This is a genomic window from Streptomyces sp. NPDC030245, from assembly GCF_055572995.1.
This window is the reverse complement of record NZ_JBVICF010000001.1, coordinates 434,700-451,967: the sequence shown is the minus strand read 5'-3', so window position 1 is coordinate 451,967 and position 17,268 is coordinate 434,700. Positions and strand designations below refer to the sequence as shown.

Below are 17,268 nucleotides of genomic sequence, written 5' to 3'. Positions count from 1 at the left end.
TTCCCTCGTGCCCATACTCAGCCAGGAGGCGGCCCATGGCGGGCGAAGCGCAAAGTGACTGCTTGTTCTGCAAGATCGTCGCGAAGGAGGTGCCGGCGACGCTCGTCCGCGAGACGGAGACGACCCTCGCCTTCCGCGACATCAACCCGCAGGCGCCCACCCACGTCCTGGTGATCCCCAAGGCGCACTACCCGGACGCCGCCTCCCTCGCCGCCGCCGAACCGCGGATCGCCGCGGACGTGCTGCGGGAGGCGGGCGAGGTGGCCGCGCAGGAGCAGGCGGAGAGCTACCGCATCGTCTTCAACACCGGCGCCGGCGCGGGCCAGACCGTCTTCCACACGCACGCGCACGTCCTGGGCGGCCGCGGCCTCCAGTGGCCTCCCGGATAGCGGGGACCGGCCTCCTTGTCCGCACGTGAACTGGTGGTGCTCGGCACCGCCAGCCAGGTCCCCACCCGGCACCGCAACCACAACGGCTACGTCCTGCTCTGGGACGGCCAGGGCATCATGTTCGACCCCGGCGAGGGCACGCAGCGGCAGATGCTGCGCGCCGGGGTCGCCGCCCACGACCTGCACCGGATCTGCGTCACGCACTTCCACGGCGACCACTGTCTGGGCCTCGCCGGGGTGATCCAGCGCATCAACCTCGACCGGGTCCCGCACCCGGTCACCGCCCATTACCCCGCGTCGGGGCAGCGCTTCTTCGACCGCCTGCGGTACGCGACGGCGTACCGCGAGACCGTGCCGCTCGCCGAGGAACCGGTCGCCGCCGACGGGCCGCTGGCCGTGACGGACGCGTACACCCTCGACGCGGTCAAGCTCTCGCACCCGGTCGAGTCGTACGGCTACCGGATCACCGAGCCCGACGGGCGGCGGATGCTGCCCGCCCTGCTCGCCGAGCGCGGCATCAAGGGGCCGGACGTCGGACGGTTGCAGAAGGAGGGCCGCCTCGGCGGCGTCACCCTCGACGAGGTCAGCGAGGTGCGGCGCGGGCAGCGGTTCGCCTTCGTGATGGACACCCGCCTCTGCGACGGCGTGCACGCGCTCGCCGAGGGCTGCGACATGCTCGTCATCGAGTCGACGTTCCTCGACGAGGACGAACAACTGGCCACCGACCACGGCCATCTGACGGCCGGCCAGGCCGCCCGTGTGGCCGTCGACGCGGGCGTGCGCCACCTCGTCCTGACCCACTTCAGCCAGCGCTACCCCGACCCCGACGTCTATGAACAGCAGGCCCGCGCCGCCGGCTTCGACGGCGACCTCACCATCGCGCGCGACCTGGCACGCGTCCCCCTCCCCAAACGAACCTGAACCACCCCCGAACTGAGCGAGACCGCACCATGCCGATCCCCAAGGCCGAACTCCACCTCCACATCGAAGGCACCCTCGAACCCGAGCTCGCCTTCGCCCTCGCCGCACGCAACGGCGTCGAACTGCCCTACGCCGACACCGAAGAGCTCCGCAAGGCCTACCTCTTCGACGACCTCCAGAGCTTCCTGGACCTCTACTACAGCCTCATGGCCGTGCTGCGCACCGAGGCCGACTTCGAGGAGCTCGCGGACGCCTACCTCGCCCGCGCCGCCGCACAGGGCGTCCGGCACGCGGAGATCTTCTTCGACCCGCAGGCGCACACCGCGCGCGGCGTCCCCATCGCCACCGTCGTCGAAGGCCTCGGCCGCGCCCTGGACCGCAGCGAGGAGCGGCACGGCGTCTCCACGCGGCTCATCATGTGCTTCCTGCGCGACCAGTCCGCCGAATCCGCCATGGAGACCCTGAAGGCCGCCGAGCCCCACCTCGGCCGGATCATCGGCATCGGGCTCGACTCGGCCGAGGTCGGCCACCCGCCGGCCAAGTTCAAGGAGGTGTACGAGGCCGCCGCCGCGCACGGGCTGCGGCTCGTCGCCCACGCGGGGGAGGAGGGCCCGCCCGCGTACATCACGGAGGCCCTCGACGTCCTGCGCGTCGAGCGCATCGACCACGGTCTGCGCTGCATGGAGGACCCGGCGCTGGTGGAGCGGCTGGTCCGCGACCGCGTGCCGCTGACGCTGTGCCCGCTCTCCAACGTCCGGCTTCGCGCCATCGACGTCCTGGAGGAGCACCCGTTGCCGCAGATGCTGGACGCCGGGCTGATGTGCACGGTCAACTCCGACGACCCGGCCTACTTCGGCGGCTACGTCGACGACACCTTCCACGCCGTGCGCGAGGCGCTCGGGCTCGACCAGGAGCGGCTGCGCACCCTGGCGCGGAACTCCTTCGAGGCGGCCTTCCTGGACCGCGACGCGGCGGACGAGGCGCTGCGGGCGCGGTACCTCGCCGAGGTGGAGGCCTACTCGTTCGACTGACGGGCGGCCGCCGGGCGCCACGGACGTGCGGGACCGCTAATGTTGTCCGTTCCGTTGACGGGTGCGGTTCGCATACCTAGTCTCCGTTCTCATGTATGGACAACGCTCCGGCGGTCTCGTCATCACGGACGTCCGTCTCACCCCCGTCCTCGTCGCCGACCCGCCGCTCCTCAACACGCAGGGCGTCCACCAGCCCTACACGCCCCGGCTCATCATCGAGGTGGTCACGGCCGGTGGGGTGACGGGGATCGGGGAGACGTACGGCGACGGGCAGTATCTGGAGATCGCGCGGCCGCTCGCCCGGCGGCTGGTCGGCCACGCGGTCTCCGAGCCGAACCGGCTGTTCACACTCGCGGACGAGACGGCGGTCGACGCCGCCCGCGTCGACGACTCCGTGGACGTCGGCGGCCTGCGCGGCGTGCAGACCGCCGACAAGCTGCGGCTCTCCGTCGTCTCCGGGTTCGAGGTGGCCTGCCTGGACGCCCTCGGCAAGGCGCTCGGGCTGCCCGTGCACGCGCTGCTCGGCGGCAAGGTCCGCGACGCCGTGGAGTACAGCGCGTACCTGTTCTACAAGTGGGCTGAGCACCCGGCGGGGGTCGTGAGCGAGCGGGACGAAGGGTGGGGCGCGGCGCTCGATCCGGCCGGAATCGTCGCCCAGGCGGAACTCTTCGCCCAGCGGTACGGCTTCTCGTCCTTCAAGCTCAAGGGCGGCGTCTTCCCGCCGGACGAGGAGGCCGCCGCGATCCGCGCCCTGGCCGCCGCGTTCCCCGGCCGCCCGCTCCGGCTCGACCCCAACGGCGCCTGGTCCGTGGAGACCTCGCTGAAGGTGGCGCAGGAGCTCGGTGACGTACTCGAATACCTGGAGGACCCCGCGCTCGGCACGCCCGCGATGGCGGAGGTCGCCGCGCGCACGCCGGTGCCGCTCGCCACGAACATGTGCGTGACGACCTTCGAGGAGATACCGGAGGCCTTCGCGAAGAAGGCCGTGCGGGTGGTGCTCTCCGACCACCACTACTGGGGCGGGCTGCGGCGCACCCGCGAGCTGGCCGCCGTCTGCCGGACCTTCGGCGTGAGCGTGTCCATGCACTCCAACACCCACCTCGGCATCAGCCTCGCCGCGATGACGCACGTGGCGGCGACCGTGCCCGGACTCGACCACGCCTGCGACACGCACTACCCCTGGCAGGCCGAGGACGTGCTCACCTCACGGCTGCGCTTCACCGACGGGCACGTCGCCGTCACCGACACCCCCGGCCTCGGCGTCGAGCTGGACCGCGACAGGCTCGCCGCCCTGCACGCGCGCTGGCTCGACGACGGCTTCCGCGCGATGCGGGAGCGGGACGACGCGGCGGCGATGCGGGTGGCCGACCCGGCGTGGACCACCCCGGCCGTGCCGCGCTGGTAGCCCCTCGTCCGTTACGTTGCCTGCATGGTCGTACCCGTACAGCCCACCGTCGACCCGCTGAAGGCGGCCCGCAGAGCCGGGGATCCGGACTGCGACGTCTACCTCACCGGCACGGTCTTCCTCGACATCATCTTCACCGGGCTCGACTCCGCGCCCGTGCGCGGGACCGAGTCCTGGGCGCGCGGCATGGGGTCGAGCCCCGGCGGCGTCGCCAACATGGCGACCGCGCTCGCCCGGCTCGGGCTGCACACGTCGCTCGCCGCCGCCTTCGGGGACGACCACTACGGGGAGTACTGCTGGGACGCCCTCGAACAGGGCGAGGGCATCGACCTCACCCCGTCCCGGACCGTGCCGGGCTGGCACTCCCCGGTGACGGTCTCCATGGCGTACGAGGGCGAGCGGACCATGGTCAGCCACGGCCACGAGCCGCCGCCGGACGCCGACGCGCCGGACGGCGGCGCCCCCTCCTGCCCGCCACGCGCGCGTGCCGCTGTCGCCTCCCTGACGCCCGGCGTCCACGCCCCCTGGATCGAGCGGGCCGCGCGCAGCGGCACCCGCATCTTCGCCGACGTCGGCTGGGACGACACCGGGCGGTGGGACCTCGCAGGCCTGCCCGACCTGGAGCACTGCGAGGCGTTCCTGCCGAACGCGGAGGAGGCCATGCGGTACACGCGCACGTCGTGCCCCCGCGCCGCGGCCAGGGCGCTGACCAAGTACGTGCCGCTCGCCGTGGTGACGCTGGGCGCGGAGGGCGCGTACGCCGTGGACGGGCGGACCGGCGAGACCGCGGAGGTCCCGGCCATCGAGGTCGAGGCGCTCGACCCCACCGGGGCGGGGGACGTCTTCGTCGCCGGATTCGTCACCGGGACGCTCGCGGAGTGGCCCCTCGCGGACCGGCTCGCCTTCGCGGGTCTCACGGCGGCGCTCTCGGTGCAGGAGTTCGGCGGGTCCCTGTCGGCGCCCGGCTGGGCGGAGGTCGGCGCGTGGTGGCGCCGGGTGCGGGAGCTGGACGGCCAGGACCCGGTCGCGCTGCGCCGGTACGCGTTCCTGGAGGGGCTGCTTCCCGCGGCGAGCCGGCCGTGGCCCCTGCGGCGGGCCGTGCCGACGATCGGCTTCCGGTCGGCGTGAGGGGCCGGGGCCCGGGGAGGTGCGTGCGGCGGACGGGGGAAAAGGCCTACGGGCTCGGGCGTGGCGCGTCGTACTCTTGGCAGTGCAAGGCTGTCGAGCGGCCACCGAGCCCCGCACGAGGAGGATGAGCAGGCCTTCAGAGCCGGCCCATGACTCAGACACCCACAACTCACACCGATGCCCAGGGCCAGTCCCGAGCGCACTTCACCGTTCCGGCGAAGCATCCGATGGTGACCGTCCTCGGCTCCGGCGACGCCCTGCTGCGGGTGATCGAGAAGGCCTTCCCGGCGGCCGACATCCACGTCCGGGGCAATGAGATCAGCGCCGTGGGCGCGGCCCGCGAAGTCGCCCTCATCCAGCGCCTGTTCGACCAGATGATGCTGGTGCTCCGCACCGGTCAGCCGATGACGGAGGACGCAGTGGAACGCTCGATCGCCATGCTGAGGGCGGACGAGAACGGCGACGGCGCGGAGGAGACCCCCGCCGAGGTCCTCACGCAGAACATCCTCTCGTCCCGCGGCCGCACCATCCGCCCCAAGACGCTGAACCAGAAGCGGTACGTCGACGCGATCGACAAGCACACCATCGTCTTCGGGATCGGCCCCGCCGGCACCGGCAAGACCTACCTGGCCATGGCCAAGGCCGTGCAGGCCCTCCAGTCCAAGCAGGTCAACCGCATCATCCTGACCCGCCCCGCGGTCGAGGCGGGCGAGCGGCTCGGCTTCCTGCCCGGCACGCTCTACGAGAAGATCGACCCCTACCTGCGGCCGCTCTACGACGCCCTGCACGACATGCTCGACCCGGACTCCATCCCGCGGCTGATGGCGGCGGGAACGATCGAGGTGGCGCCGCTCGCGTACATGCGCGGCCGCACGCTGAACGACGCGTTCATCATCCTCGACGAGGCGCAGAACACCAGCGCCGAGCAGATGAAGATGTTCCTCACCCGCCTCGGCTTCGACTCGAAGATCGTCATCACCGGCGACATCACCCAGGTCGACCTGCCGGGCGGCACCAAGAGCGGTCTGCGCGAGGTCCAGCAGATCCTCGACGGCGTCGAGGACATCCACTTCTCCCGGCTCACGTCCCACGATGTCGTCCGGCACAAGCTCGTCGGCCGTATCGTCGACGCGTACGAGCAGCACGACAGCCGCGACGGGAAGTAGACGAGCACCACCATGTCGATCGACGTCAACAACGAATCCGGAACCGAGGTCGACGAGCCGGCGATCCTCGACATCGCCCGCTACGCCCTCGCGCGGATGCGCATCCACCCGCTCTCCGACCTCTCGGTGATCGTCGTGGACGCCGACGCCATGGAGGAGCTGCACATCCGGTGGATGGACCTGCCGGGGCCGACGGACGTCATGTCCTTCCCCATGGACGAGCTGCGGCCGCCCATGAAGGACGACGGCGAGCTCCCGCAGGGCCTCCTCGGCGACATCGTGCTCTGCCCCGAGGTCGCCGCCCAGCAGGGCAAGGACGCCCCGACGGGGCACTCCATGGACGAGGAGCTCCAGCTCCTCACCGTCCACGGAGTCCTGCACCTGCTCGGGTACGACCACGAGGAGCCCGACGAGAAGGCCGAGATGTTCGGCCTCCAGGCCGCGATCGTCGACGGCTGGCGTGCCGAGAAGGGCCTGACCGGCCCCTCTCCGGCGCCCACCGTCTCGTAGCGCCATGAGTCCACAGCTGATCGTCGGCGCGGTCGCCCTCACCGTCGTGGCCTGGCTCGCGGCCTGCGCGGAGGCGGGCATCGCCCGGGTCTCCAGCTTCCGCGCGGACGAGGCGGTCCGCTCGGGGCGGCGCGGCAGCGCGAAGCTCGCCCAGGTCGCCGCCGACCCGACCCGCTATCTCAACGTGGCGCTGCTCGTCCGGGTGGCCTGCGAGATGGCCTCGGCCGCCCTGGTGACGTACGCCTGCCTGCGCGAGTTCGACGAGACCTGGCAGGCCCTCGCGGTCGCCATCGGCGTGATGGTCCTCGTCAGCTATGTGGCGGTGGGGGTCTCCCCGCGCACCATCGGCCGCCAGCACCCGCTGAACACGGCCACCGCGTCGGCGTACGTCCTGCTGCCGCTGGCCCGCATCATGGGCCCCGTCCCGCCCCTCCTGATCCTGATCGGCAACGCGCTGACGCCCGGCAAGGGTTTCCGCCGCGGCCCGTTCGCCTCCGAGGCCGAGCTGCGCGCCATGGTGGACCTCGCCGAGAAGGAGTCCCTGATCGAGGACGAGGAGCGCCGCATGGTGCACTCCGTCTTCGAGCTGGGCGACACCCTGGTCCGCGAGGTCATGGTGCCCCGCACCGACCTGGTCGCCATCGAGCGTTTCAAGACGATCCGCCAGGCCCTCACCCTCGCGCTGCGCTCCGGCTTCTCGCGCATACCCGTGACGGGCGAGAGCGAGGACGACGTCGTCGGCATGGTGTACCTGAAGGACCTGGCGCGCAAGACGCACATCAACCGCGACAGCGAGTCCGACCTGGTGTCGACGGCGATGCGTCCGGCCACCTTCGTCCCGGACACGAAGAACGCGGGCGACCTGCTGCGCGAGATGCAGCAGGAGCGCAACCACGTGGCCGTGGTGATCGACGAGTACGGCGGGACGGCCGGCATCGTCACCATCGAGGACATCCTGGAGGAGATCGTCGGCGAGATCACCGACGAGTACGACCGTGAGCTGCCCCCGGTGGAGGAGCTGGCGGACGGCTGCTACCGCGTGACGGCGCGGCTCGACATCGGTGACCTGGGGGAGCTGTTCGGCCTCGACGAGTTCGACGACGAGGACGTCGAGACCGTCGGCGGGCTGCTCGCCAAGCGTCTCGGCCGCGTGCCGATCGCGGGGGCCACGGCGGTGGTGCCGCTGCCGGACGGGCGGGGGCTCAAGCTCACCGCGGAGTCCGCGGCCGGCCGCCGCAACCGGATCATGACGGTGCTCGTGGAGCCCGCCCCCGCGGACGCCGGGGACGGCGCGGTGAAGGCGGGGGAGGCCGGGTGACGCCCGAGGACCTGCGCGCGTTCTGTCTCTCGTTCAACGGAGCCGTGGAGGACTTCCCGTTCACGCCGGAGATGTCGGTCTTCAAGGTGGGCGGGAAGATGTTCGCGCTCACGGCGCTCGACGGGCGTCCGCTCACCGTCAACCTCAAGTGCGATCCGGAGATCGCGGTCCGGCTGCGGGCCGAGCACCCGGAGATCGTGCCGGGCTGGCACATGAACAAGCGCCACTGGAACACGGTCACGGTCGACGGCGGGCTCACCGAGCGGCAGGTCAGGGAGCTCGTCGAGGACTCGTACGACTTGGTGGTCGCGGGTCTGCCGCGGGCGGAGCGGCTGCGGCTCGACCGCCCCTGAGGGGCGTGCGCGGTCCGCGGCGATTGGCGCAGAGTGTGCCAACAGCCCCTCGCCATCGGGGTGGTGGGGCAGGCAGAATGGAGTGACGGCCGGAACCGAAACGCCTCCACTCCGGGCTGCCGGCCAAGGGAACTCGGAGTGGAAACGTCAGTGCGATGGCGTCCGCCGTCTGGCCTCGGCCCTCTCGGGTCGGGGCCGGCTCTGTGTCACACGTGGGGCAGTACCCATTTCTCGAAGCACTCGCCGAGTACCACGAGAAGACTGGCCCACGGAGCCGCGTGGGCGGCCCAGTCGGTCCACGTGCGGGTGGCGCGACGCCCGTCCGGCTTCTCAGCCATGGGGCTTGTTCTCCTTCCTGGTCCCACTCTCTGTCGTGGATACCGCGGCGCTCCACGAACGGGTGGCAGCAGGAAGAGGGATTCGGATCAGTCGGCGGACCAGCGAACCGGGCGGCCGGCGACACTCGTTGGAGTGAGTTCCCCGCTGGTCTTGTTGATGTTCAACCTCCTTTTCCTGTCGGGCAGTTGAAGCAAGCTACCCCTCCGCACCAGCGTAGCCCGCACATCGCCACGTGGGTAGTGCCATACGGCACCTCGCGGAGTTACGGGTCCGGTTCCAGAGCTCGCTGAATGCGATATAGCTTTCCGTGAGCTGTCGACCGGACAGCCCTGTGCGGTTGCCGCTGCGGGGAACTTCAGGTCTCCTGACAGTGGCGTGAACTGTCGTCCCGGAAGGTCTCGATGAGTAAGCTGCTAGTCTGCTATGTTGCACCTCGCACGGTCCGGTTGGGGGTGGAGCCATCATGAACGTGCCAAGTGCGGCACTTCAGCGGCTGCGGCTGCGCACCGAGCTCCGAAAGGCGCGGACCGCCGCGCAGCTGACCCAGCGTCAGGTCGCGGCGAAGATGGAGTGGAGCCCCTCCAAGCTGATCCGCATCGAGGCCGGTGAAGTCGGTATCTCCGTCAACGACTTGCGGCCCCTGCTGGAGACGTACGGGATCCGCGACCGACGCAAGATCGAAGAGCTGCTGGACCTCGCCAGAGGCAGTCGGCGCATGCCCTTCAGCGAGTACCGCGACCTCTACACCAAAGAGTTCCTTCAGTTCCTCGCCCTGGAGTCCTCGGCGTCGATCGTCCGGCACTACGGCGCGCTCCTGATGCCCGGCTCCCTCCAGACCGAGGAGTACGCGCGCGCCATCATGCTCTCGTACGAGAAGGACATCCCCGAGGAACGCCTGGAACGAAGCGTCGAAGTGCGCCTCACCCGCCAGGAGTTGCTGACCTCGGGAGGCCGCGAGGTCTTCTACATCCTCGACGAGGCGGTCGTGCGCCGGCACGTCGGCGGGCGGGGCGTGATGCGCGCCCAGCTGGAGCGGCTCGCGGAGCTGGCGGAGCGGCCGGGCGTCACCATCCAGATCCTGCCGTTCAGCGTCGGCGCCCACGCGGGCATCCAGGGTCCCTTCAGCCACTTCGAGTTCGGGGTGGACGAGATGCCGGACTCGCTCTATCTGGAGAACCCGCGCGGCGATTCGTACGTGACCGACTCCCCGGAGGAGACCGGCCGCTACCTGGAGCGGTTCTGGGAGCTGGAGGATCTCGCCCTCAAGGACGACATGCCCGCCCTGCTGCGCGCCCTCGCGGTCCGGATCGGCGAGGGCAGCGACGACCTGGAGACGCTGACCAGGGAGGCCGTGCCGCAGGAGGTGCCGCAGACGTAACTCCCCCCGGACAGAGGGACCTTGGCGAGAAACGCCTCGTTCATATTCGTATGACGCCCCGTTATTCTGGAAGAGGTGCTGCGTGTCCCTGCACCAGCCACGCGCGGGAAGCGGCGGCTGGCCTTCCGCACCCGGGGTGGAGGAGAAGCGTGGGCGACTCATGGACGTGGCGCAAGAGCAGTGCGAGCGACGGCGGGTCGAATACCTGCGTGGAGATCGCCTGGACCGGTGACGCGGTGCTCGTCCGCGACTCCGTCCGGCCACGCGGTCCCGTGCTCGCCTTCCGTCCCGAGGCGTGGACGGCGTTCGTCGCCCAAGTGGCGGGCGCGCCACCGGACACCCACCGAGGCGCACGGAACGACGAGCGGACGGCCCGCCTCTGAGAGAGGCCGGGCCGTTCCCGATGGCGGCGGTCAGGCGCGGACGCCGCCGCGGCGCAGACCGACGGCGACCGCGCCCGCCGTCGCCAGGACCACCGCCGCATCGATCGCGAGGACCGTCCGCGTACCCGTGAGCAGGTCGGGGGCGGTCGTCGCGAGGACGCCGAGCAGCGGGATGCCGATGGTGATGCCGACCTGCTGCGTGGAGGTGACGAGGCCCGTCGCCAGGCCCTGCTCCTCGTCGGGCACGCCCGACGTCACCGTCAGGCCGTACGAGATGATCGCGCCCAGGTGGCACATGCTGGCGAGCGACACCGCGGCCGTGGCGAGCCAGACCGACCAGCCGCCCTCCCCGATGCCGAGCAGCGCCGCCACGAGGACGCCCTGCCCGGCCAGCGAGCCGACCAGGGTGCGACGGGCACCGAAGCGGCCGATGACCTTCGGCGCGTACACGCCGGCGACCACCGAGAGCACGCCCTGCACGCCGAAGACGAGCCCGGTCTCGAAGGCGGAGAGACGCAGCACTTCCTGGAGGTAGAGGGTCAGCACGAAGACGACCGTCGACATCATCGAGAACGTGACCAGGCCGCCCAGGTTGCCCCACGCCACCGTGCGGCGGCGCAGCATCGGCAGCGAGACGAGCGGCGACGCGGCGCGCGACTCGACGTAGCCGAACGCCACGAGCAGGGCGAGACCCGCCACCAGCGCGACGATGACGTCCGTGCCGCCGAAGCCGCGCTCGGCCGCGGTGGAGAGGGCGTAGATCAGGGAGAGCAGACCGCCGGTGACCGTCACGGCGCCCGGGATGTCCAGGCGGGGGCGGTCCGGGGTGCGGGACTCCGGCAGCAGCCCGGGGGCCAGCGGCAGCACGATCAGCGCGAAGAGGGTCAGCAGGCCCATCGTGGAGCGCCAGCCGAGGGTGTCGGTCAGTACGCCGCCGAGCACCATGCCGACCGTGAAGCCGAGGGAGAGGAGCGTGCCGGAGATGCCGAGCGCCCGGTCGCGCTGCGGCCCCTCGGGGAACGTCGTCGTCAGGAGCGACATGCCGGTCGGCACGATCGCCGCCGCGCCGACGCCTTGCAGCGCCCGTGCCGTCAGGAACGACGCCGGGTCCCACGCGAACGTGGCGAGCAGCGACGCGAGGCCGAAGAGCGCGAGCCCCGCGAGGAACAGCTTGCGGCGCCCGAAGAGGTCGCCGGTCCTGCCGAAGAGGAGCAGGAACCCTCCCGAGGGCAGTGCGAAGGCGGTCACCGCCCACTGGAGAGCGGAGTGGCTCATGCCGAGGTCGGCGCCGAGCACGGGCAGCGCCACGTTCAGTACGGAGAAGTCGAGCGCGACCATGAACTGCGCGGCGCAGAGCACGAAGAGGACGAGCTTGTCGCGGGTGGAGAGCTTGGGGTTGGGCTCAGGGTTTCGCGGGCCCGGCGCCGGTGGCGCGGCCTTGGGGGACGGGGCAGTGGAGGTGTCGATCGCCATGGGCCAGAGCTTGCTGCGGCTGGAATAGACGTGGGGAGCGGGAACTTATGCTGGTGGTCGGAACACCAGTCAGGGCTTGGGGGAGCGCCACATGGCAACACCGTCGGTCGCGGCGTCGGACACGGACGCGTCGAAGGCGCGTCGCCTCGGGGAGCTGCGGGAGTTCCTGATGAGCCGCCGTGCGCGGATCAGCCCCGCGGAGGCCGGGCTCCCGGACGGCGGGGCCCGGCGGCGCACGCCGGGTCTGCGCCGCGAGGAGGTCGCCGTGCTCGCCGGGGTCGGCGCGTCCTGGTACCAGTGGCTGGAGCAGGGCCGCGACATCTCCGTGTCGCCGCAGGTCCTGGACTCCGTGGCGCGCGTCCTGAAGCTGAGCGGCGCCGAGCGGCGGCATCTGTACGTGCTCGCCGGGCTCAACCCGCCGCGGCCCGAGGTCGCCAGGGACGACGCGGCCATGTGCGAGGGGCTGCACCGGCTCATCGACACATGGATGCCGCAGCCCGCGCACATCATGGACGCGTACTGGAACTGCGTCATGTACAACGACGCGGCCGCCTCCGTGCTCGGCATGCGCTCGGAGACCTCCGAGAACTGCCTGCTCACCTTCTTCACCGACCCCATCTACCGCGCGCGGGCGCGCAGTTGGGAGCGGAACGCCCCGCAGATCGTGGCGATGTACCGGGCCGCGTGCTCGGAACACCCCGACGACGACGGCTTCGCCGCGGTGATCGCCGAGGCGAAGTCGGTGAGCCCCGAGTTCGTGGAGCTGTGGGAGCGGCGGGACATCCTGCCCGGCGGGCAGGTCGCCAAGGAGATCCAGCACCCCGTGGCGGGCGCGCTGTTCCTGGAGTCGACGCAGCTGAAGGTGCCCGCCAGGCCCGACCTCACCATCGTGCTGCACACGCCGATGCCGCACGCCGAGGTGGACACGGCGGGCAAGCTGGCGTGGCTCGCCTCGCCCGAGGGCCGCCGGGGATCGATCCATCCGGTGGCGATGTGACCGGTCCGGCCGGCGATGTGACCGGTCCGGCCGGTGGCGGTGCGGCGGGGTCCGCTCCGTATGCTCGGGGCATGACTGAGAGCGCCGCGCTTGACCCCGAGGACCGCAAGATCGTCACCCTGGCCCGTTCCGCGCGGGCCCGCAACGGTGTGCCCGAGGGGGCGGCCGTGCGGGACGAGACCGGTCGTACGTACGTGGCGGGGACGGTGGCTCTCGACTCGCTGCGGCTGTCCGCGCTGCGGACGGCGGTGGCGATGGCGGTCGCGTCGGGGGCGGAGTCCCTGGAGGCGGCGGCGGTCGTCTCGGGTGCCGAGAAGGTCTCCGACGAGGACCTGGCCGCGGTGCGGGACCTGGGCGGGGCCGGGACGCCGGTCTTCCTGGCGGGGCCCGACGGCGAGGTCCGGGCGCGCGTCGCGGCGGGCTGAGGCCGCCGGCTTCCCCCCTTCCGGCCCGGGCGGTGCGGCGGGGCTCCGGGGATCAGGGACAATGGGCGCCATGAGCGTTCGTACCCCGTCTTCAGCCGAGCCGTCCGAGGCCGTCCACCGCGCCGGCTTCGCCTGCTTCGTCGGCCGCCCCAACGCGGGCAAGTCCACCCTTACGAACGCTCTGGTCGGCCAGAAGGTGGCGATCACCTCGAACCGGCCGCAGACCACGCGCCACACGGTGCGCGGCATCGTGCACCGCCCGGACGCCCAGCTGATCCTGGTCGACACCCCCGGGCTGCACAAGCCGCGCACGCTGCTCGGCGAGCGGCTCAACGACGTCGTGCGCACGACGTGGGCCGAGGTCGACGTGATCGGCTTCTGCCTCCCGGCGAACGAGAAGCTCGGCCCCGGTGACCGCTTCATCGCCAAGGAGCTCGCCTCCATCAAGAAGGCGCCGAAGATCGCGATCATCACCAAGACGGACCTCGTCGACAGCAAGACGCTCGCCGAGCAGCTCATCGCGGTCGACCAGCTCGGCAAGGAGCTGGGCCTGGAGTGGGCCGAGATCGTGCCCGTGTCGGCCGTCGGCGACCAGCAGGTCGAGCTCCTCGCCGACCTCATCGTCCCGATGCTCCCGCAGGGCCCCCCGCTCTACCCCGAGGGCGACCTCACCGACGAGCCCGAGCAGGTCATGGTCGCCGAGCTGATCCGCGAGGCGGCGCTGGAGGGCGTGCGGGACGAGCTGCCGCACTCCATCGCGGTCGTGGTGGAGGAGATGCTGCCGCGCGAGGACCGCCCCGCCGACAAGCCGCTCCTCGACATCCACGCGTTCGTCTACATCGAGCGGCCCAGCCAGAAGGGCATCATCATCGGCCCGAAGGGCAAGCGCCTGAAGGACGTGGGCATCAAGTCGCGGAAGCAGATCGAGGCGCTTCTCGGGACGCCCGTCTTCCTCGACCTGCACGTCAAGGTCGCGAAGGACTGGCAGCGGGATCCGCGCCAGCTGCGCAAGCTGGGGTTCTAGGGCGGGTTCTTCGGCTGCCGGCCCGTCGTGGCCGGTCGCGCAGTTCCCCGCGCCCCTGACGGGGCGCTGCCTCAGTCGACCCCTCTGATCCTGTGTACCAGCACCGCCCCCGCCAGGCCGATCACCGCCGCCGTCAGGTACAGGGTCCGGTAGCCGCCCAGGTGTGTCACGAGCGGGGCCGCCAGGGCGGGGGCCGCGACCTGGGGGAGGGAGTTGGCGATGTTGATGATGCCGAGGTCCTTGCCGCGGTCCATGGTCGTGGGCAGGACGTCCGTCATCAGGGCGAAGTCCACGGACGTGAAGACGCCGAAGCCGATGCCGAGGACCGCCGCCGCGACGAGCGCGCCGGGCCACGTCTGCCAGAGCGCGAGCAGTCCCGTCGCCGCCGCCATCAGCGCCCCCGACCAGAGCACGAACGGCTTGCGGCGGCCCGTCCGGTCCGACCATGCGCCGCCCACCACCACGGTGGCCAGCATCGTCGCGCCGTTCACGGCGGTCAGGATCAGGACGCCCTCCTCCGGGTCCGCGTACTCCAGGCGGTCCCGCAGGAAGTAGAGAAGGTAGAGCAGCACCAGCGCGTTGCTGACGTTGATCAGGAAGCGGGTCAGCCAGGCCCACGCCAGGTCCGGGTGGCGGCGCGGGCTCAGCCGGAAGCCGGCGAGGAAGTCGCGCCAATTCCACGGCGGGCGGTCGGCCGGTGACAGGCGCAGGTCCCGGTGGCGTACGACGTAGGGCAGCACGCCCGCCACGGTGAAGAGCGCACACGCCGCGTACCCCGCGACCGTCCCGCCCGCCACCGTCGCGAGCCCCGTGCCGACGACCACGCCGAGCAGCTGCGCCGCGCCGAGCCACCCGCCCACCGAGCCCCGCTGAAGACGCGGCACCCGGTCCGGTACGGCCGCCGTGACCGCGGCGAACGCGGCGTTCAGGGCGAGTTGGACCAGGCACCAGCCCGCCGCCAGCCACCACACCGAGCCCGCCGCGGAGAGCAGCAGGAGCGCGGCGGCGCCGCCCGCCGACCCCGCCACGATCCACGGGGTGCGCCGGCCCCAGCGGGACGTCGTGCGGTCCGAGAGGGCGCCGAAGAGCGGGTTCGCGGCGAGGGAGACGACGGCGCCGACGCCCGTCACCCAGGCGAGGACCGTCTCCTTGGACGTGCCCGCGGGCGCGAGGTCCTCCGCCTGGACGGCGAGCAGGATCTGTAGCGGCCCGTACCACCCCACCCAGATCGCGCCGTTGGCGAGCGACAGCGAGACCGTCCAGCCGCGCCCGACCCGCTCGGTCGGCTCCCGCAGCGCGGTGACGGTCACGGGCGGCGCGCCCGCAGCACCTCGCGCAGCCAGTGGTACGACGCCTTCGGGGTGCGCCGCTGCGTGGCGTGGTCGACGTGGACGAGGCCGAACCGCTGCCGGTAGCCCTCCGCCCACTCGAAGTTGTCGATCAGGGACCAGACGAAGTAGCCGCGCACGTCCGCGCCCGCCTCCAGCGCCCGGTGCAGCGCCCGCAGATGGCCGTCGAGATAGGCGATGCGGTCCTGGTCGTCGAGTCCGTCGTACGAGCAGCCGTTCTCGGTGATGACGAGCGGCGGGAGCCGGTCGCCGTACCGGTCGCGGAAGGCGGCGAGGAGTTCGGGGAGGGCGTCGGGGACGACGGGCCAGCCGAAGTCCGTGACCGGGAAGCCGTCGATGTGCCGCGGTGAGAAGGGGAGTTCGGGCGGGAGCGTGACGCCCGCGAACTCCGCCGCCGTGCCCTCGGGGAGCGGCGCGCCCACCTTCGTCGGCTGGTAGAAGTTGATCCCGTACCAGTCCAGCGGCTCGGAGATCACCTTCAGGTCCGCCGCGAGATCCTGCGCCGGCATCAGCTCGCCGATGCCCTCCGGGTAGGCGCCGAGGAGCAGCGGGTCCGCGAAGAGGCGGTTGAGGAGCACGTCGTAGAAGTCCGCGGCGGCCGTGTCCTCTGCGGTGGCGGAGGCGGGCCAGGTCGGGCCGTGCGAGTTGGCGATGCCGATGTCGTCGGCGCCCGCCGCGCGCAGCGCCCGTACGGCCAGGCCGTGGGCGAGGAGCTGGTGGTGGGCGGCGGGCAGCGCGTCGAAGAGGAGCCGTTCACCGGGGGCGTGCTGGCCGAGGGCGTGGCCGAGAAGGGTGTGCTCCGCCGGTTCGTTGAGGGTGATCCACTTCGTGACGCGGTCGCCGATGCGGGCCGCGACCACGGCCGCGTAGTCGGCGAACCGCTCGGCGGTGCGCCGGTTCAGCCAGCCGCCCGCCTCCTGCACGACCAGCGGGGTGTCCCAGTGGAAGAGGGTGGCGACGGGGCGCACTCCGGCCGCGCACAGCTCGTCGACGAGCCGGTCGTAGAAGTCCAGGCCCGCCGGGTTCACCGCGCCCGCGCCGGTGGGCAGCACGCGCGGCCAGGAGACCGAGAAGCGGTACGCGTCCACGCCGAGGTCGCGGAGGAGCGCCACGTCCTCGCGGTAGCGGTGGTAGTGGTCGCAGGCGACCGCGGCGGTCGTGCCGTCCTTCACGTTCCCCGGCACGGCCGTGAACGCGTCCCAGACCGAGGCGCCGCGCTCGTCGGCCGCGCCCTCGATCTGGTGGGCCGAGGTGGAGACGCCCCACAGGAAGTCGCGGGGGAAGGTGGGTATCGGGCTCGCCGCACTCGCTGCCATGGGCGGGATCCTCCGTACCGGCGAGTACGGAAGTCAATGGGTGTGCGGCAAGAAGATGAACAAAGCTCAGGTTTTATCCGGGGCGCGCTACGAGCCCTCCTTCAGCACCCGCGAGATCAGCTTCCGCTGCGGCTCCGTCAGCCGCGGGTCCGCGCAGTACACCGTCCGCCCGTCCACCGTCAGCTGGTAACTGAAGCCGTCCGGCACCCCTATCGGCGGGGTGCTCCGCCCCTCGGCCACGGCCTGTTCGGCCAGGGCGTGCCATTCCGGGGCATCGGCCAGCTGCGAGGTGTCCACCTCGGCATGCCGGTCGATGCCCGCGAATCCTCCGGTCCGCTTCACCTGGATACGCATGGGTCCTGT

At 71.7% G+C, this 17,268-nt stretch carries 19 protein-coding genes; 14 read left to right on the top strand and 5 right to left on the bottom strand.

Annotation, left to right across the window (positions count from 1 at the left end; genetic code table 11):
- Window positions 1–35: 35 nt before the first annotated feature.
- The 9 genes from ACZ4Z4_RS02020 to ACZ4Z4_RS01980 all read left to right on the top strand — a co-directional run bounded on the left by ACZ4Z4_RS02020 (window position 36) and on the right by ACZ4Z4_RS01980 (window position 8,221).
- A complete protein-coding gene (locus tag ACZ4Z4_RS02020) occupies window positions 36–389 on the top strand; it encodes a histidine triad nucleotide-binding protein (protein WP_468320898.1) in 354 nt (117 codons plus the stop codon).
- A 15-nt stretch (window positions 390–404) separates the two neighbouring features.
- Window positions 405–1,310, top strand: coding sequence for a ribonuclease Z (locus ACZ4Z4_RS02015; RefSeq protein ID WP_468320895.1), 906 nt, complete (start codon window positions 405–407; stop codon window positions 1,308–1,310).
- Window positions 1,311–1,339: 29 nt separating this feature from the next.
- Window positions 1,340–2,341 (top strand): adenosine deaminase, encoded by a 1,002-nt coding sequence (locus tag ACZ4Z4_RS02010; protein WP_468320892.1) that lies wholly within the window; start codon window positions 1,340–1,342, stop codon window positions 2,339–2,341.
- Between the two features lie 91 nt (window positions 2,342–2,432).
- Window positions 2,433–3,746, top strand: coding sequence for a glucarate dehydratase family protein (locus ACZ4Z4_RS02005; protein WP_468320889.1), 1,314 nt, complete (start codon window positions 2,433–2,435; stop codon window positions 3,744–3,746).
- Between the two features lie 24 nt (window positions 3,747–3,770).
- Complete coding sequence (locus tag ACZ4Z4_RS02000) at window positions 3,771–4,874, top strand: carbohydrate kinase family protein (RefSeq protein ID WP_468320887.1); 1,104 nt, start codon at window positions 3,771–3,773, stop codon at window positions 4,872–4,874.
- Between the two features lie 149 nt (window positions 4,875–5,023).
- Window positions 5,024–6,040 carry a PhoH family protein gene (locus tag ACZ4Z4_RS01995; RefSeq protein WP_362995693.1) on the top strand — a complete coding sequence of 339 codons (1,017 nt, stop codon included), beginning with the start codon at window positions 5,024–5,026 and terminating at the stop codon, window positions 6,038–6,040.
- 12 nt (window positions 6,041–6,052) lie between these two features.
- The gene (gene ybeY, locus ACZ4Z4_RS01990) at window positions 6,053–6,550 is read left to right on the top strand and encodes an rRNA maturation RNase YbeY (protein WP_468320885.1); all 498 of its coding nucleotides are present in this window, start codon (window positions 6,053–6,055) and stop codon (window positions 6,548–6,550) included.
- Window positions 6,551–6,554: 4 nt separating this feature from the next.
- Window positions 6,555–7,868 (top strand): hemolysin family protein, encoded by a 1,314-nt coding sequence (locus ACZ4Z4_RS01985; RefSeq protein WP_468320883.1) that lies wholly within the window; start codon window positions 6,555–6,557, stop codon window positions 7,866–7,868.
- Entirely contained in the window at window positions 7,865–8,221 is a 357-nt protein-coding gene (locus ACZ4Z4_RS01980) for an MmcQ/YjbR family DNA-binding protein (RefSeq protein WP_468320880.1), read from the top strand. The genes ACZ4Z4_RS01985 and ACZ4Z4_RS01980 overlap by 4 nt, the downstream gene beginning before the upstream one ends.
- 206 nt (window positions 8,222–8,427) lie before the next feature.
- Here the strand turns inward: ACZ4Z4_RS01980 and ACZ4Z4_RS01975 are convergent, their stop codons facing one another.
- On the bottom strand, window positions 8,428–8,559 hold the full coding sequence (locus ACZ4Z4_RS01975; protein ID WP_468320877.1) for a hypothetical protein: 132 nt from the start codon (window positions 8,557–8,559) through the stop codon (window positions 8,428–8,430).
- A gap of 464 nt (window positions 8,560–9,023) precedes the next feature.
- Between ACZ4Z4_RS01975 and ACZ4Z4_RS01970 the strand changes: the two genes are divergently transcribed.
- Window positions 9,024–9,938, top strand: coding sequence for a helix-turn-helix domain-containing protein (locus ACZ4Z4_RS01970; protein WP_468320875.1), 915 nt, complete (start codon window positions 9,024–9,026; stop codon window positions 9,936–9,938).
- 149 nt (window positions 9,939–10,087) lie between these two features.
- The gene (locus ACZ4Z4_RS01965; protein WP_468320871.1) at window positions 10,088–10,321 is read left to right on the top strand and encodes a DUF397 domain-containing protein; all 234 of its coding nucleotides are present in this window, start codon (window positions 10,088–10,090) and stop codon (window positions 10,319–10,321) included.
- 30 nt (window positions 10,322–10,351) lie between these two features.
- Here ACZ4Z4_RS01965 and ACZ4Z4_RS01960 read toward each other — a convergent pair whose 3' ends face one another.
- Window positions 10,352–11,794, bottom strand: coding sequence for an MFS transporter (locus ACZ4Z4_RS01960; protein WP_468320866.1), 1,443 nt, complete (start codon window positions 11,792–11,794; stop codon window positions 10,352–10,354).
- Between the two features lie 91 nt (window positions 11,795–11,885).
- Between ACZ4Z4_RS01960 and ACZ4Z4_RS01955 the strand changes: the two genes are divergently transcribed.
- The 3 genes from ACZ4Z4_RS01955 (at window position 11,886) to era (ending at window position 14,240) form a co-directional block, all read left to right on the top strand.
- Window positions 11,886–12,791, top strand: a complete 906-nt coding sequence (locus tag ACZ4Z4_RS01955) for a helix-turn-helix transcriptional regulator (RefSeq protein ID WP_468320864.1) — start codon at window positions 11,886–11,888, stop codon at window positions 12,789–12,791.
- A gap of 71 nt (window positions 12,792–12,862) precedes the next feature.
- Window positions 12,863–13,216, top strand: coding sequence for a cytidine deaminase (locus ACZ4Z4_RS01950; RefSeq protein WP_468320862.1), 354 nt, complete (start codon window positions 12,863–12,865; stop codon window positions 13,214–13,216).
- A 70-nt stretch (window positions 13,217–13,286) separates the two neighbouring features.
- Window positions 13,287–14,240, top strand: coding sequence for a GTPase Era (gene era / locus ACZ4Z4_RS01945; RefSeq protein ID WP_468320860.1), 954 nt, complete (start codon window positions 13,287–13,289; stop codon window positions 14,238–14,240).
- Between the two features lie 71 nt (window positions 14,241–14,311).
- Here the strand turns inward: era and ACZ4Z4_RS01940 are convergent, their stop codons facing one another.
- The 3 genes from ACZ4Z4_RS01940 to ACZ4Z4_RS01930 all read right to left on the bottom strand — a co-directional run bounded on the left by ACZ4Z4_RS01940 (window position 14,312) and on the right by ACZ4Z4_RS01930 (window position 17,259).
- Entirely contained in the window at window positions 14,312–15,550 is a 1,239-nt protein-coding gene (locus ACZ4Z4_RS01940; protein WP_468320857.1) for an MFS transporter, read from the bottom strand.
- Window positions 15,547–16,905 carry a GH1 family beta-glucosidase gene (locus ACZ4Z4_RS01935; RefSeq protein WP_468320855.1) on the bottom strand — a complete coding sequence of 453 codons (1,359 nt, stop codon included), beginning with the start codon at window positions 16,903–16,905 and terminating at the stop codon, window positions 15,547–15,549. Before ACZ4Z4_RS01935 ends, ACZ4Z4_RS01940 begins: the two co-directional genes overlap by 4 nt.
- A gap of 87 nt (window positions 16,906–16,992) precedes the next feature.
- Entirely contained in the window at window positions 16,993–17,259 is a 267-nt protein-coding gene (locus ACZ4Z4_RS01930) for a protealysin inhibitor emfourin (RefSeq protein ID WP_398297632.1), read from the bottom strand.
- Window positions 17,260–17,268 lie beyond the last annotated feature (9 nt).